At 33.7% G+C, this 15,004-nt stretch carries 17 protein-coding genes; 11 read left to right on the forward strand and 6 right to left on the reverse strand.

Annotation, left to right across the window (positions count from 1 at the left end; translation table 11 throughout):
* The first annotated feature begins 45 nt into the window (after positions 1 to 45).
* The 5 genes from pstS (at position 46) to NFRAN_RS07655 (ending at position 4,815) form a co-directional block, all read left to right on the forward strand.
* Positions 46 to 1,140 (forward strand): phosphate ABC transporter substrate-binding protein PstS, encoded by a 1,095-nt coding sequence (pstS, locus tag NFRAN_RS07635; RefSeq protein ID WP_134484365.1) that lies wholly within the window; start codon positions 46 to 48, stop codon positions 1,138 to 1,140.
* Positions 1,141 to 1,227: 87 nt separating this feature from the next.
* Positions 1,228 to 2,232, forward strand: a complete 1,005-nt coding sequence (gene pstC, locus NFRAN_RS07640; RefSeq protein ID WP_197731155.1) for a phosphate ABC transporter permease subunit PstC — start codon at positions 1,228 to 1,230, stop codon at positions 2,230 to 2,232.
* A 1-nt stretch (position 2,233) separates the two neighbouring features.
* Positions 2,234 to 3,145, forward strand: coding sequence for a phosphate ABC transporter permease PstA (pstA, locus tag NFRAN_RS07645; RefSeq protein WP_134484367.1), 912 nt, complete (start codon positions 2,234 to 2,236; stop codon positions 3,143 to 3,145).
* A gap of 221 nt (positions 3,146 to 3,366) precedes the next feature.
* The gene (gene pstB, locus NFRAN_RS07650) at positions 3,367 to 4,128 is read left to right on the forward strand and encodes a phosphate ABC transporter ATP-binding protein PstB (protein ID WP_134485756.1); all 762 of its coding nucleotides are present in this window, start codon (positions 3,367 to 3,369) and stop codon (positions 4,126 to 4,128) included.
* A gap of 36 nt (positions 4,129 to 4,164) precedes the next feature.
* Entirely contained in the window at positions 4,165 to 4,815 is a 651-nt protein-coding gene (locus NFRAN_RS07655; protein ID WP_134484369.1) for a phosphate signaling complex PhoU family protein, read from the forward strand.
* A gap of 236 nt (positions 4,816 to 5,051) precedes the next feature.
* On the opposite strand, the gene NFRAN_RS07660 is transcribed toward NFRAN_RS07655, so the two are convergent.
* Entirely contained in the window at positions 5,052 to 5,681 is a 630-nt protein-coding gene (locus tag NFRAN_RS07660) for an HD domain-containing protein (RefSeq protein WP_134484371.1), read from the reverse strand.
* A 152-nt stretch (positions 5,682 to 5,833) separates the two neighbouring features.
* On the opposite strand from NFRAN_RS07660, the gene NFRAN_RS07665 reads away from it, so the two are divergent.
* A complete protein-coding gene (locus tag NFRAN_RS07665) occupies positions 5,834 to 6,385 on the forward strand; it encodes a hypothetical protein (protein ID WP_145988054.1) in 552 nt (183 codons plus the stop codon).
* Between the two features lie 4 nt (positions 6,386 to 6,389).
* Here NFRAN_RS07665 and NFRAN_RS07670 read toward each other — a convergent pair whose 3' ends face one another.
* Complete coding sequence (locus NFRAN_RS07670; RefSeq protein WP_134484375.1) at positions 6,390 to 7,004, reverse strand: hypothetical protein; 615 nt, start codon at positions 7,002 to 7,004, stop codon at positions 6,390 to 6,392.
* Here NFRAN_RS07670 and NFRAN_RS07675 point away from each other — a divergent pair.
* Positions 7,003 to 8,040: a DNA double-strand break repair nuclease NurA gene (locus tag NFRAN_RS07675; protein WP_145988055.1), complete on the forward strand. Its 1,038-nt coding sequence runs from the start codon at positions 7,003 to 7,005 to the stop codon at positions 8,038 to 8,040. The genes NFRAN_RS07670 and NFRAN_RS07675 overlap by 2 nt on opposite strands.
* A complete protein-coding gene (locus NFRAN_RS07680; RefSeq protein WP_172602206.1) occupies positions 8,037 to 9,494 on the forward strand; it encodes an ATP-binding protein in 1,458 nt (485 codons plus the stop codon). Before NFRAN_RS07675 ends, NFRAN_RS07680 begins: the two co-directional genes overlap by 4 nt.
* Here NFRAN_RS07680 and rtcA read toward each other — a convergent pair.
* On the reverse strand, positions 9,487 to 10,542 hold the full coding sequence (rtcA, locus tag NFRAN_RS07685; RefSeq protein WP_134484381.1) for an RNA 3'-terminal phosphate cyclase: 1,056 nt from the start codon (positions 10,540 to 10,542) through the stop codon (positions 9,487 to 9,489). The genes NFRAN_RS07680 and rtcA overlap by 8 nt on opposite strands.
* The gene (locus NFRAN_RS07690; protein ID WP_172602207.1) at positions 10,539 to 11,069 is read right to left on the reverse strand and encodes a nicotinamide-nucleotide adenylyltransferase; all 531 of its coding nucleotides are present in this window, start codon (positions 11,067 to 11,069) and stop codon (positions 10,539 to 10,541) included. The genes rtcA and NFRAN_RS07690 overlap by 4 nt, the downstream gene beginning before the upstream one ends.
* A gap of 87 nt (positions 11,070 to 11,156) precedes the next feature.
* On the opposite strand from NFRAN_RS07690, the gene NFRAN_RS07695 reads away from it, so the two are divergent.
* Complete coding sequence (locus NFRAN_RS07695; RefSeq protein WP_134484385.1) at positions 11,157 to 11,534, forward strand: hypothetical protein; 378 nt, start codon at positions 11,157 to 11,159, stop codon at positions 11,532 to 11,534.
* Between the two features lie 55 nt (positions 11,535 to 11,589).
* Here NFRAN_RS07695 and NFRAN_RS07700 read toward each other — a convergent pair whose 3' ends face one another.
* Together NFRAN_RS07700 and NFRAN_RS07705 are read right to left on the reverse strand one after the other, a co-directional pair.
* Complete coding sequence (locus tag NFRAN_RS07700) at positions 11,590 to 12,156, reverse strand: hypothetical protein (protein WP_134484387.1); 567 nt, start codon at positions 12,154 to 12,156, stop codon at positions 11,590 to 11,592.
* A gap of 87 nt (positions 12,157 to 12,243) precedes the next feature.
* Positions 12,244 to 12,507: a 4a-hydroxytetrahydrobiopterin dehydratase gene (locus NFRAN_RS07705; RefSeq protein WP_197731156.1), complete on the reverse strand. Its 264-nt coding sequence runs from the start codon at positions 12,505 to 12,507 to the stop codon at positions 12,244 to 12,246.
* Positions 12,508 to 12,840: 333 nt separating this feature from the next.
* Between NFRAN_RS07705 and NFRAN_RS07710 the strand changes: the two genes are divergently transcribed.
* Together NFRAN_RS07710 and NFRAN_RS07715 are read left to right on the forward strand one after the other, a co-directional pair.
* Positions 12,841 to 13,689, forward strand: coding sequence for a carbon-nitrogen hydrolase family protein (locus NFRAN_RS07710; RefSeq protein WP_134484391.1), 849 nt, complete (start codon positions 12,841 to 12,843; stop codon positions 13,687 to 13,689).
* 153 nt (positions 13,690 to 13,842) lie between these two features.
* Positions 13,843 to 15,003, forward strand: coding sequence for a thiolase domain-containing protein (locus NFRAN_RS07715; protein ID WP_134484393.1), 1,161 nt, complete (start codon positions 13,843 to 13,845; stop codon positions 15,001 to 15,003).
* Position 15,004: the final 1 nt, after the last annotated feature.

The raw sequence follows: 15,004 nt of genomic DNA on the forward strand, positions 1-15,004 counted from the left end.
AATATATGGAGAATTAATTAATAATTTTGTAATTATATTAATTTGATGTTTTATCTAAAAAACTATGGGATACTAGGTGTATCGCTTTTAACCGTGTCGCTATTGGTTCCAGTCCCTGTAAATCTTGTGAATGCTCAGCAAGTAACTCTTAATGGAGCAGGAGCGACCTTTCCGTTTCCACTGATTGATACTTGGAGAGTAGAGTACCAAAAAGTCAATCCCGATGTGAGTCTCAATTATGCTTCAATTGGTAGTGGGGGTGGGATTAAACAGTTTATAGAAAAAACTGTTGATTTTGGTGCGACGGATACTCCACTGTCTCTTGCTGAATTTGAACGAGCTAACAACCCGGTTCATATTCCAGAAACTATTGGTTCAGTTGTTATATCTTATAATCTCCCAGAAGTAACTACTCCTCTCAAACTGACGGGTCCAGTGATTGCTGACATATTTTTGGGAAAGATAACTAGGTGGGATGATCCAAAAATAAAAGAACTTAATCCTGATACAATTTTACCAAGTGAAGATATTATATCAGCTCACCGTTCTGATGGTTCAGGTACCACATTCGTATTTACCGACTATTTGTCTAAAGTTAGCCCAGAATGGAATTCCACAATTGGAGCTGGTAAATCAGTCCAATGGCCGTCTGGGATAGGTGCACCTGGAAATGAAGGTGTATCAGCATCTATTCAAGGATCTCCTTATTCTATCGGTTATGTAGAACTGGCATATGCTTTAACTACCGGCATGAAATATGCATCAATTCAAAATCAAAAAGGAAACTTTATTGAGCCATCAATTAACTCGACCATGGCTGCAGTAAGTGCTTCAGCACCTGCACTCCCTGAAGGTTCTCAACCATGGAATACTGTAAGTATAACAAATGCACCAGGAGCAAACTCTTATCCAATTTCAAGTTTTAGTTATCTATTGTTATATAAGGAATTGAGCATAAATCCCAACATAGATGAACAAAAGGCAAAGGCATTGGTAGAATTTGTTGAATGGGCTGTAACTGATGGGCAACAATTTGCCGAACCACTAGGCTATGTTCCACTACCTCAAAATATTATCGATATTAATGAACAAACCTTAAGATCTATAACCTTTAACGGAAGCCCAATCCTTACCAACTAATTTTTATTTTTTCTATATAGTTTATGTATTCTATATTAATTATATATGTAAGGTATATTATAAAATTAATTTCATTTATAAGTATACTTGCCTCTGGAAGATTCCGGTAATGCACACACCGAACTTGTAAAGAAACTTGATCTACGAAATAAAAAATCACTCTTTGGAGACAAGTTTTTTAAAGCATTGGTTATTGGTGCTTCTCTTTATACTCTATTGATGGTTGCGTTGGTATTGTTTTCTTTAGCAGAGGGTTCAATACCTATTTTCGAAAAGGAAGGATTTAATTTTATTACAGGTACAAATTGGAATGCGGTAGAAGGAAGAGAATCATTTGGCGCGCTGCCTTATATTATAGGAACACTTGTAAGCTCTGCAATTGCCATGGCAATAGCCGTTCCCATTAGCGTTGGAATAGCGGTATTCATTACAGAAATGGTTTCAAAAAAGATAGGAACAGTGCTATCATTTGTTATTGAATTATTGGCAGCCGTTCCTAGTATTATATACGGTCTGTGGGCATTATTTATATTTAGATTTTGGATAAGAGATTATATCGAAGAACCTCTTCATAATTCATTTGGAGATTACATATCTATATTTGCAAAGGCTCCATTTGGTTTGGATATATTTACTGCAGGAATTGTACTTGCTATTATGATTATACCTATTATTACTGCAGTTTCAAGAGAAGTCATAAAGGCTATTCCCCATTCACAGAAAGAAGCGGCATATGCCCTTGGCGCAACCAGATGGGAGATGGTAAAAACTGCTATCTTGCCATCAGCAAAAACAGGATTGATGGGGGCCTCGTTCTTGGGACTAGGAAGAGCTATTGGAGAGACAATGCTGGTAACATTAATAATAGGAAATGCAATTGGTTTGGCTGCCATTCCGACATCGCTGTTTTCTCAAAGTCAAACACTCTCAAGCATCATTGCAAATGAATTTAACGAGGCTGCAAATGATCTTCATCTTTCTGCACTAATTGGTTTGGGATTAGTTCTTTTCATAATTACAGTTTTTATAAACGTCGCAGCTATTTTCATTATTTCCAAAGTTTCAAAATCTTATTCAAATACGAGAGAATAACATGAGCAATAATAAAGATAAAAACTTTAAGTCAATAATTCGAGAGACTATTGCGAAAAATTCTTCAAAGAAAAAGATAACAAATAACCTGATTACTATTTTGTTATTTTGTTTCGTAATCATAGCAATCATTCCATTGGCTTCAATTTTAATGGAAGTTGTTAAGAACGGTGTGGGTGTCCTAAGTTTTGAGTTTTTATTTCATTCTCCTGGATCAATTGTTTCTGGAGGTGGAGGTATTGGACCTGCTATTCAGGGAACATTATTGGTAGTTGGGCTTGCTGCCCTTATAGGTGCACCCGTTGGAATATTAGTAGGAGTATTTCTATCTGAATACTCTAGTTCAAACAGAGTGTTTGCCTATTTTCTAAGACTTTTTAATGATGTATTAACTGGCATTCCTTCAATTGTTATAGGCATTACAGCCTATATTACAATAGTGTTGACGATGGGTTCATTTTCCGTAATGGCTGGGGCTTTTGCTTTGTCAATAATAATGATCCCCATTGTTGCAAGAGTATGTGAAGAGACATTAAAACTGGTGCCAAATACTCTGAGAGAGGCTGCTTATGGTTTGGGTCTTCCAAAGTGGAAAGTAGTATGGCATATTGTCATAAAAGGCTCTAAAAGCGGAATTTTGACAAGCATAGTACTTGCCATCTCGAGAATCACAGGTGAAACAGCACCACTAATAATGACTATATTGGGTACAAGTTTATTCTTTAGTGGTTTTAATTCCCCAGTGGACGCATTGCCTTTAAGAATTTGGAGACTTGCTTCTCAGCCATATCCATCAGCTCATGAACAGGGATGGGGTGCCGCACTATTGTTAATATTACTTGTATTATCGTTAAGCATTGCTTTGAGGATGTTTGCTCAAAAGAGAAGACTTGCTTTCAAATCGACTACTTGATCTACTTTTTCTATATGATACTATATACTTCCTATAGATAATCATTATTATGAAAATATGTGTTTGAATGTTATCTCGTGGATAATTTGAACAATTCATTGAACCATCCCATAAATGAAGAAATTAATCGATTATCCTCTATTGATTCTCCACCTAAAAATGAACCAGTTAATACTTTTAGAAATTCCAGCCACGAAGGAGAATTCACTTCGAAATTTAGAATTGAGAATCCAAAACTATCTGTCCAATCATTAAGAGCTTGGTTTAATGGAAAACTAGCTTTAAAAGATATTAATCTTGAAGTAAAAGAAAAACGAGTAACAGCGTTAATTGGTCCATCCGGATGCGGTAAGACCACACTACTAAGATGCATTAACAGGATGCATGATTTAACTCCAAATGCCACTGCAGAGGGCAAGATCTTATTGGATGATTTTGACATTTATGATAAACAGTCAGATCCGGTTCTCATACGAAGGCGGATGGGTATGGTATTTCAGAAGCCCAACCCATTTCCTACTATGAGCATTTTCGATAATGTAGCCGCCGGTTTAAAGCTTAACGGTGTTAAAGACAAGACTCTGATTAAGGAAATTGTTTACGATAGTCTACAAGGTGCTGCTTTATGGAATGAGGTCAAAAATGATCTGGATAAACCAGGAATAAGCTTGTCTGGTGGTCAACAACAAAGATTGTGTATAGCAAGAGCACTTGCAATGCAACCTGAAATACTATTAATGGATGAACCTACTTCTGCATTGGACCCAATTGCATCTTCAAAGATAGAAGAGTTAATGACCGAATTGAAGAAACACCTTACTGTGATAATTGTAACTCACAATATGCAACAAGCAGCCAGGGTCTCCGATTATACTGCATTCATGTACCTGGGTGAATTAATCGAATTTGGTCCTACTGATCAGTTATTCAAGTATCCAAAGAAAGAACTAACCGAAAGATACATTTCCGGAAAATTCGGATAGGCTTATTTATTTAGTTTTTAGTTTCTTGTAATTAAAGTGGCAAGATTACTTGACATGGGGCTATCTAAGGTTAGCAGTATCATACTTGATATGGCTAATTTAGCTGAAAGTACTGTTACCAAAGCTATCACATCATATAACAATGATGACCATTCAGCAAAAAAACCGATATTCGAGTCGTCTGCAAAACTTCGGTTCCTACAAGATGAAGTATCTGAGTTATCTATCGAGCTTATAGCTAGGTTTCAGCCTGTTGCAACGGATCTAAGATTTATCAAATCATGCATGGAGCTTGCATATGGTTTTTCAAGGTTTGGCAGATACGCTTATGATATTATATCGGTTCTTGAAATTCTAGGACCATTACAACTTTGTGATAAAACCCCTGTCATGCGAATGTCAAAAATCGTTTTGGAAATGATGGGTCTGGGAGTCACTGCACTTCGGCTACGAGATAATTCTAATTTAAGCAAAGTATATGAAATGGAAGAAATGGTCGATGTCTTGTATCGAAAAAGCCTACGTGAATTGTCTCAAATAATTCAAACAAATGACTATTCTGATAACAGATGTAATATTTCTACTGCTCTAATTTTGAAATATTTGGAACGCATATCGGATCATGCTTGTTACATTGCAGATTCAGTTAATTATATTGAGACTGGGATGACAAGTCCTAGAAGATGATAATGGATCGCTTTACTTCGTCGACTGATCCTTTCTGTCTTGATTTCCTGATAAAATTTATCTATGTGAAAGAAAGCATTTACAATTGAAGAATCATATGAATGATGACACCCCCACTAAGAAATGCATAATTTGTGGCTGCACAGGACATGCTTTATTCGGATGTTTTGCACATTGGACAGGTCATAAGAAAACCAATGGGAAATGTATAAAACAGTAACTATTATTCTTGTATTTTATTTTAATTCATAAAGCGCTATAACTAACTTTAATAAAATTTTCTCATTAGTGGTTTCTGCTAAGGGTATAAAGTATTTTTGTGTTTCCTCTTTTATCCTGGTTATCTTGTCCTTTCTTCTGGAATATTTCAAGGACCTGAGTTCATCTAAACGTTCTGCTAAAATGATGTTTTTTACCGAACTGTCTGATTGCTTTATTCTGCTAAATTGTCTTTCAATTTTTTGTTCTTCGTTTTTGGTATTACTATGTTCTTGGTTAGAATACTTATTAAAAAAAGAAACAATGTTGAGTGTCTTTTCACCGAGTTCATTTTTTATATATTCTTTTGTCTCTTTGGAAATTTCTTGTTTAATGGATATGTCATGAAGTAATGCCGAACAAACAAGATCAGCGTCATCAACGTTCATTTCTTCATTTACAATTAAAGCCACTCTCAATGAATGATTTATTTGTGGTTCAACCTTGTCGTATTGATATTTTCTTGTCATATTGCTGTGAATTCTTAGCGCCAAACCAAAAGCTTTTGAAATTTTTTCCACTTCATGCATGGATTTTTCAAATGGTTTTAATAATTTTGGAAATCCTGTTTTAATAAAATTATTTTTATTATCATTATCCTTATACATTCTTCGTGATTTAACCTATGATTTTTTGGCAATTCATCCTTTAATTTACCTTTCATCTACCATGATATGCCATTTCTATTTGCAAAATTTCTAAAGTATGGATATACATTCATAAGTTTATTATATTTTATCACTTTATTGACTATATTTATATGATTTCCGATGATACAAACAAGAATGACAGTTTGAGTGTCTCTATTCAGTTAAATGAAATTAAGGTGCAATTTAGCGGTGAACCGGAAAATGTTTTATTATCAACTATTAATTTTTTAACAAAGCATATCCCTGAACTTCAGTTGGCCCAGAAAATATCATTAAATTATTCAGTTTCTGAACTAATAGATATGTATTCTTCCATTATCAAGATTACTCCAGAGGGACCAAAAATTTTACCTAATTTAGACGAAATTCATAAGAAAAAGTTTTCAGATAAAGAAATAGTTATGTTATATTTACTTGGTTCTAAGATCGCATTTGAGCTTGGAAAAACTTCTGAAAAATCCTCTCCTATGTATGACATTCAAGCAGCAACAAATTTGAACCCAAAGTCCATTAGCTCAAGACTATCCGAATTGGTTAAGGTTGGATACGTAACAAAAAGTGTAAATAAAGACAACCTGACAGAAACAGTAGTTTACAGGATTACTACCATAGGGATTAAGTGGTTAAACGATGTTATGAACAAAAAGTTTGCTGTAAGATAGGTGATCACTTTTCAAATAGCGGTTTCTTTTGAATGTACCTATAATTTCTTAAAGTTCCTACACGAGTTAATATTCCTTCCCTCACCATATCACTTAAAGAGTGAGATACTGCAGTTTTATCATAATTGTATCCCATTCTTGCTAGTTCTTGGTGGACTTCGATAAGTAGTCTCTCATTTTCAAAAAACTTTTCATAAAACATCTTTTCCATCAAACTTCTACAGGTATTGCCATTTTTTGTTAGTTCCTTTAATGATATTCCATTTTTTTTCTGATTAATGATTTGAGGTGGATTCTCTTTTTCCAGTTTAGCCTTTATGTTGTCGATTTCAGCTCTCAATCTTTCAATTTCATTATTGGTATTCGTACCTGAAAGTGAAGCAATGTCTATACCACTAAGTACGTTTTCCACTACGTTTTTTACTTTATCTTCTGCACAAGTAATTTCGACCTCCCACTCCTTATATTTCAATTTAATTTTTGTTTCCAATGACAATTTAGACACTGCTTCACTCATGCCTAGCTTTATATTCATCATGACTAACTGATAAACCTGTTGTTGCACAACATGAACAACTTGAACAACATTTATTAGGATGTTATTGTTGTTGAACAACATGCACAATCAACTAAATTTGCAAGATCTAGAATCAAATTTAGAATCAATGAAAAAATCACTCATCAATAACTTTAGCAATTCATACTTCTGTAAAGACTACAAAAATTTGATTGACAATAAGAAACTTGTATTTGTTGATAATGAAGAGGGTATACCAATACAAAGTTGGGGGATCCAATCTGAAAAATACTCTAACCTTAAAATGAATAGAATTTATCCAAAGGAGGATGAAAAATTGGTTTTTGGAATTGACTCAAGCTGCATTAAGATAGCTGAGGTCGAAGACGGTGGTTTATATGCAGTAAAAGGATCGGTAGGTATATCCTTTAAGGGTAAACCTATGGCTCATTTAAAAATAGGACCTTTAATATTTTATCTCAATGAAGAAGTTTTTCAAAGCCTTAAATTTGATCGTAATGTATTTAAATTAGTATTATTTAACGACGAATACGCAAAGAAATTTCTTCGGATTAATATAGAAAGATATATTCAGTTTTGGATTTCGAAACTAATTTCTGGATGCATTCTATTGATTGATGGTTCATTAAAATCTTCGATATTTGAAAACCACCTATGTGATATTCAAAAAATCATTGAAAATTCTGTTATTAATCGGAATTCCATAATAGGGATTAGTAAAAGCTCCAGAATTAAGATATTAAAGTATTTGTCATATCCATTGATAAGATCAACAGTTCCATCATATGTTGATATTAATCTAATTATACGAAGTCTGATTTCTAAAACATATGGTGATCATTTGTTAGTAAAATTATCCAGTACTGAATACTCTAATATTTTAAGAGCTGATGTTGTAACTTATAACAACGACCTGAATTCTACACTAGGTATTTTACTGTACAATGAGTTGATAAATTTTGGATATCCCAGTACGCTTTCGCTTTCACATCATGTTTCTGTTTTCTCCAATACCGAATTGGCTAGCATAAAGAGTTTTGTCAAATCTAACTATTCTATAAGAGAGGTTACACATGAAAATGCTAGGTCATCCGTACTAGGAACTTCATGGAGATGAAAATTCTTTCTAAATCAGGAGACGAAATCCTATTACTAGCTGTTACTAATGATTTTGCAAATAAAGGAGATTATTTTGTGATCGAGGATTTCAATATCGGCAAGAAACTGCTAGTTCAATTTTACGAAGAGGAGTATTTCTCATCATCATCTCTCGTAGATGAAATTATTAAGGATGAGATAGTATCGCAATTTAGTAATGAAAATATTTTCGATCCTCTGGAAATAAATAATCTTTCTCAGATTATCCGGGATGTTAGAATCTTTAAAACAAAAATAAGGGCCTCTATAGATAGTGAAAATCACTTATCGACAGAAGTTGACTGGGTTCCTTCTAGGGTTAATTCTAAGATAATCAAAATAGGAATGAAGGAGTTAAATTCTATGTTAAATAAAAATATGCATTATCCGATATCTTTGGGTAAGTGTGGATCTGATAATCAATCATTTGAAATATATGCTGAAGATCTAGATGGCAAGTTAAATATTATCACAGGAAAGAAGGAAACAGGCAAATCCCATTTATCAAAAATCTTAATGAAATCTCTCATTCAATATGGAGCTTACGTCATTGTTTTTGATTTGAATAACGAGTACAGTGGACTTTCGTATAACCTTGATGGCAGACCATCTTCTATTTCTGAAAAATTACTTTTGCTTAACCCTGGTATCGAGCTAAAATTCAACTTAACATACTTTGGTAAGCCTTCAATTTCTAATATGTTAAGAAATGCTTTGGAATTACCATCTGCTTCTCTGCGTGAGTTTTTCAGGGTTTGGGATGCATTAGAAAATAAAAAGGTTTTGAGTATTCCTGAGTTAGGAAAAGCTTTTAGTACATGGACCATAAATGAATTAGTGAGAGACGCATTATTATCACGCTTTCATATAATTAATTCATCACGTCTCTTCGTATCAAATGATGCCAGAGAAAAGGGATTTAAGTTTGAAGATGTGATCAAAACAAAACCAAAGGGTGCTGCAATGATAGTAAATATGAGCAGAATTTCTCCAGTAGTTAGGAGAATGATAGTTGAATTAGTAATGAATAAGCTAATTGAATTATTAGAAAAATCATTAATTCCTCCAGTCTTTATATTTGCAGAAGAAGCTCAACTCTATATTCGTGACACGTATTGGGAAGATTTGATAACAAGAATGCGTCATTTCGGGATCTATTCAACATTTATTACTAACCAACCAGATGCTATAAACGATACCATATATAGACAAGTAGATAATATCTTTTTGTTTAATTTCACAAATGATGCAGACTTGGAAAAAATCTCTAAAGTTTCCTTACTTGATGGTGCGACTATAAAATCTCTCGTCAAAACTTTATCTCACAGAAATTGTTTAGCAATCGGCAAGGCAGTTTCAAATTTACCTATGGTGATCAAAGTTAATCCAGTTGATGTGTTAACTTTAGGGGAAACAAAAAAATTCTTCAAATAATGGGATGTCCTATAATTGATACTATAAACTCATCATCAGTTACCTTGTCTATACTGTACTTGAGACCATTTATATTTTTTATTAACTCTAGGTTTGTTATTAAATGACTTGTAATTTTTGATATCTTGAATCTGGACTCCCCATTGACAAAACTCAGGGGCAAAACTAACATATCTGCCAAAAATTGATCAATGCACGCATGAGATTCATATTCTGATATGAATTTCGTTGCTGCTTTGTATCCTATTGTCTCTGCTTTTATGCCCTTTTCGCCAATAGAATCTGCACCTAGGTAAATACCCGATTCCGAAGTACTATAAACAAGAATCGACGATCCTGGGCTTTCTGCATTTTCTATCACAGATTTGTGACTTATTGATCTTATCCCTCTTTTTTCTAGTGTTGTAATGGCATATCCTATCTGTCTATCTGGTACATGTCTTGGCAATTTACTTGCAATGCTTATAATGTTAGGTTGGATGTCTTTAAAATTACAAAATTCAATTGCATGAAGTTCTGATACTTTTCTTATTTCAACGTCGACAATCCCTTGTCCATTTGGATAAAAACCTCGTTTTATGACATTTATACAAAATGTTATCCCAATTTTAGAGAATGCGTCTCTCAATACGTACTTGATATAGTCTATCGTTGGACTAAATTTTACATCCGTTCCTCCCTGAATTCTTAGAGTCAAATTCCTTTTAAAAATGGCAATAATTGGAATTATTGTTTGCAGTAACAGTGGTATACTTCCCGCGGTTCCAATGTCTGTTACTAGTTTGTTATTTTCTGGATCAATTTCCATATTTTTATGTGCTTTAAATTTAATCCATTTCGCACCAACTATTGCATTTTCGATACTTATATTAAAAAGCCTTGAAAGTAATCGAATTGTTGAAACATGTTGCTGCTTTAATCCAGGGTCTTTTCTATTTGATCGTATGTTGATTACTTCAACTGGTTCACCAAGCAAGGTAGAGATAGTCAATGCACTTCTAAGTATCTGTCCACCACCCTCACCCATCGATCCGTCGACTAATATCATTGCCTAATTTTTGTTAAATTATATAGTTTCTTTATTCTATCTACACCTTTCAACTCGTTAATTAATTCGATGGTGGATGAAGTCATAAGCTCATGCCAGTCTTGGTCGGATGCAATTCTATTTCTAACCTCTGTGGCAGATATTCTATCTCTATTAATCATGGTAGGTCTAACGACCTCTATTTTTCTCTCTTCAAATAACATACTTGTAAATGGATCATTTGTAAATACTGTGTTGTATCGAGGTACCAACAAATCCAAGTTATAACTCCATAATATATGAGTTCCTACATCTGGCACAGGAACTAAGACTGTCTTCTCTATGTTTTCCTTCGACTCATTTTTCAGAAAATCCCTGATCATTTCAATTCTTTCTCCCGCAGTAAAAGGATTTCTGAATTCAAAACTCTTGTCTGAGCTTCCAACAGCCACTATTAGCTCATCTACTTTCTCCATACACCACAAAAGCGAGTGTATGTGTCCCTTATGTAAAGGCTGGAATCTTCCAATATACAATCCTTTTTTCAATAGTTGTCTAATAATCTTTTTGATTAAAAATATATCCTATGTGAAAAAGAAAGTTATTATATATTATTTCTTAAAAAAATTCCATAGTTGTCTTGTAGTAAATTTGGACGAGAAGCTGAATATTTGGCAGGCTTATATTTGTCAAATAATAATTGGCTTGTTTTTTTTTCAAAAGGTAGCAAAGGTCCTGCTGATATTGTTGCAAAACAAGACAAGACAATTCTACTTGTGCAAGTAAAGTCAAGTACAAAAATACCTCGAATTCGAGGACATGAAATACAAGATCTTGTTCAAATGGCTAAAAAGATTAGTAACAGTTATCCTTTGCTGTCATTGGTGCATCCTCACTTAAATTGTAATACAAACAATAATACTATTTCTTTTGGCAATTATTTGCTCAATTTCTTTCTATTGCCCGAATGGATTAGTGTCAATCCAGTGACACATTTAACTTTAGATTCTTGATATGAGGGATACTTGGATAATTTTGTAATCGCAATAATGATGTAATGTAAGCGTCTTACTTGTCTACATAGTTCTTCCAAAATTCTTTTATTAATTTTTCATTCATTCGTATTGATGTTATTGCCATTTCCTTCCAAAATTCTATCATGGTTAATATATAATTCTGCCACGCATTTTCAAACTGATTAGACGTTTTCTGCATCTTACTCAAATTTTCTATGGTCTGGGAATTGTTTTTAGATTCTTCTTTATAAAATGTGTGAGATTCTGCTTCATCCTTAACTTTATAACCTGTAATATGCTCGGAGACTATTTTTTTTATTTCGTCAATACTTAGATCATTATCACTCCCACAGACTACCGTTCCCGATTCGTTTGGTAAATTAACTAATTTAATCTTATCATATTCAAACGTAACCGACTCCAAATTTCCTAAATCTGTGAATCTTTTTCCTGCATCCAATAAATGAGGAGTCTGGATCATACTTAGTTTTACATCATTTTCGTCAATTTTGTTATCTTGACCAAAACTAATCTCTTGACCATCACTTTTTAAAATTCCAACAAATTTAATTCTAGGTTCACGACTTAAGATTTCCTTTGATATCTGAGTTACGCTCATTACTCTATGTTTTTTAGGGATAGGAGTATATATTTACATTCTTTTTTATTAAATTTACTTGAATTATCGACCGAGAATTTCACCGATTTACACTAATTCATCAATTTTTCTTGCCAAAGCAACATCATTCATACTAATTCCATCAATATCATGGGTTGTCAATTCGATATCGACATTGTTATAGATTATTTTAATATCTGGATGGTGATTCATTTTCTCTGCTATCAGTGCAATTCTAGTAACAAAACCAAATGCCTCCACAAAGTCTTTAAACTTAAATTTTTTTTCCAACTTTTTGTTTATTTTTTTCCATTCTTTCAAATCCTTTATCTCTTTTTCCAAATCTTCCATAATCATTTATCCGTACGAAATTAATTAAACATTCTTAATTGCTAATACTCGGTAGTCGTTGTCTATTGTGCACATGGCTATTCTTACTAGTGTTTTTCAATTGGTCTTTACAATCCTCTTCTGATTACAAATATATCAAATAAACCAAATTTTGTAAGGATTATAACTATCAAATCTTTAGTTGATAAGGATTTTTAGAAACATACATGATATGATTTGGAAGTTTAAATTTACTTTTGCCTGCAGATTTTTCTAAATGAATTTTCTCGCTGGTATATTCTATGATATGGCAATTAGATTTAATATTGTCCTATTTATTAAATTTGTATATTCATGGTAAAGGTTTCGATAGTTCAGATGAAGTCTTCTCTGGATAAAGAAGAAAATTTGCTCTATTCTTTAGAGCAGATTGAGGAGTCGGCCAAAAATTCTGCCAAGATGATTTGTTTTCCAGAATTTCAAATGTTATTTTCTCCTTCATCCCAAAGTAGTGAAGAGTTATATTTCCTTTCTGAACCCATCGATGGAAATTTTGTTTCAACATTAAAAAAAAGTGCTAGAGAAAATAACATCTTTGTTGTTGGTTCTATTTATGAACGTGCAAATTCAAAACCAAGCAATAGAAAACAAAGTCAAGGTAATTTTCACCGAAATTCTTACCGAGTCTATGATACGGTAGTTTTGATAAATAATAAAGGACAATTGGTTTCACAATATAGAAAGTTGCATCTTTATGATGCTTTAGGCTTTAAAGAATCTAATAAATTGTTAGCAGGATGTAAGTTATTTGCACCAGTTTCATCTCCAATAGGTAAAATAGGAACTTTGGTCTGTTATGATTTGCGATTCCCTGAGTTATCAAGAATACTTGCTCTCAAAGGTTCTGGCTCCCTTGTAGCACCATCTGGATGGGTTCAGGGAACCATGAAAGAAGACCATTGGATGATAATGTGTAAAGCGAGGGCGATAGAAAATGGGGTTTATTTAATAGCTCCAAATCAAATTGGTAATATTTTCTGCGGTAGAAGTTTGGTTGTTGATCCATTTGGCATAGTAGTTAAAGATATGGGTAATAAAGAGGGGTTTGAGATTGTTGACTTGGACCTTGACAGGATTGACGCCACAAGAAAAATGCTTCCTCTACTTAAGGATAGGCGTAAAGATGTATACACGGTTGTCTGATTCAACTGTATTTACAAATAACAAAATACATCATAATCTGACTAGATAAATAAGAATCGTTACCTGCTATGGAATTTGATATTGAATTTGACAAAAGACTTATTTTAAAAACGCACACATTTTTATTATGCTAAGGTCTTTTCTATATAATATATGGGTGAAAAAGTCTATGTACTTGGTGCTGGAAGTACAAAATATGGCAAATTAAGTGAAAGCATTATTGAAATTGCATTAAATGCCTCAAAAGATGCCATTGATTCAGCAGGTATTACTCCAAAAGATGTGAAAGCTGGATATATTTCGAATGTTTTTGGTGTAGCTGATAAGCAGGTACATATGGCCCCAGTCATTATGAGTAACCTAGGAATTCCAGAAGTACCGGGCCTGACTATCGAATCTGCATGCGGCTCTGGATCTGTAATGTTTAGAGAGGCATTTGCGAATGTTTCTGCTGGGTTTTATGATTGTGTATTAGCATTAGGTGTAGAAAAAGTAACTCATACAAGTACGGTTGAAAGTACAACCCTCTTTTCATATTGTTCTGATTTTTTTTATGAAGGTGGTAATGGTGCCTCCTTTCCAGGCTTGTTTGGCTCTATGGCTAGAGCTTATCTTGCAACTTACAAGGCTACAGAGGAAGATCTAGCACGCGTCGCAGTTAAAAATCATGAAAATGGCCTTTTAAATCCAAAAGCACATGTTAGAAAAAAAATTACTGTAGATGACGTGTTAAAATCCCCTGTAGTGGCGTCACCTTTAAAGTTATATGATTGTTGTCCATTCTCAGATGGTGCTTCTGCCGTAATACTATGTAATGAAGAATTCGCAAAAAAGAGTGGAAAACCCTATATTGAGATTGTGGGCTCAGGGAGAGGTGCGTCACCTGCTTCAGTACAATCTAGAAAAGATATAACTACAATTCCAAGTACAGTTGAGGCAGCAAGACAGGCATATAAGATGGCTAATTTATCCCCCAAAGATATTGATTTTGTTGAGGTCCACGATTGTTTCACTATTGCTGAATTAATTGATATAGAAGATTTAGGCTTTTTCCCTAAAGGAACTGCTGCTCAAGCAGTTAGGGAAGGACGTACCAAATTAAACAGCGATATTACGGTTAATCCCTCTGGAGGATTGAAATCAAAAGGTCATCCGATAGGAGCTACAGGCGTTGGTCAGGTGGTAGAAGTTTATGAACAATTTACAAATAAAGCTGGAGATCGAACGGTTAAGGATGCGGAGATTGCGATGACTCATAATTTTGGTGCAACGGGAGCTAGCGCGGCAGTCCATATTTTTAAAAAAATTAAGTAAT

This window comes from Candidatus Nitrosocosmicus franklandus, from assembly GCF_900696045.1.
In the GTDB taxonomy this organism is placed as follows: Archaea; Thermoproteota; Nitrososphaeria; order Nitrososphaerales; family Nitrososphaeraceae; genus Nitrosocosmicus; species Nitrosocosmicus franklandus_A.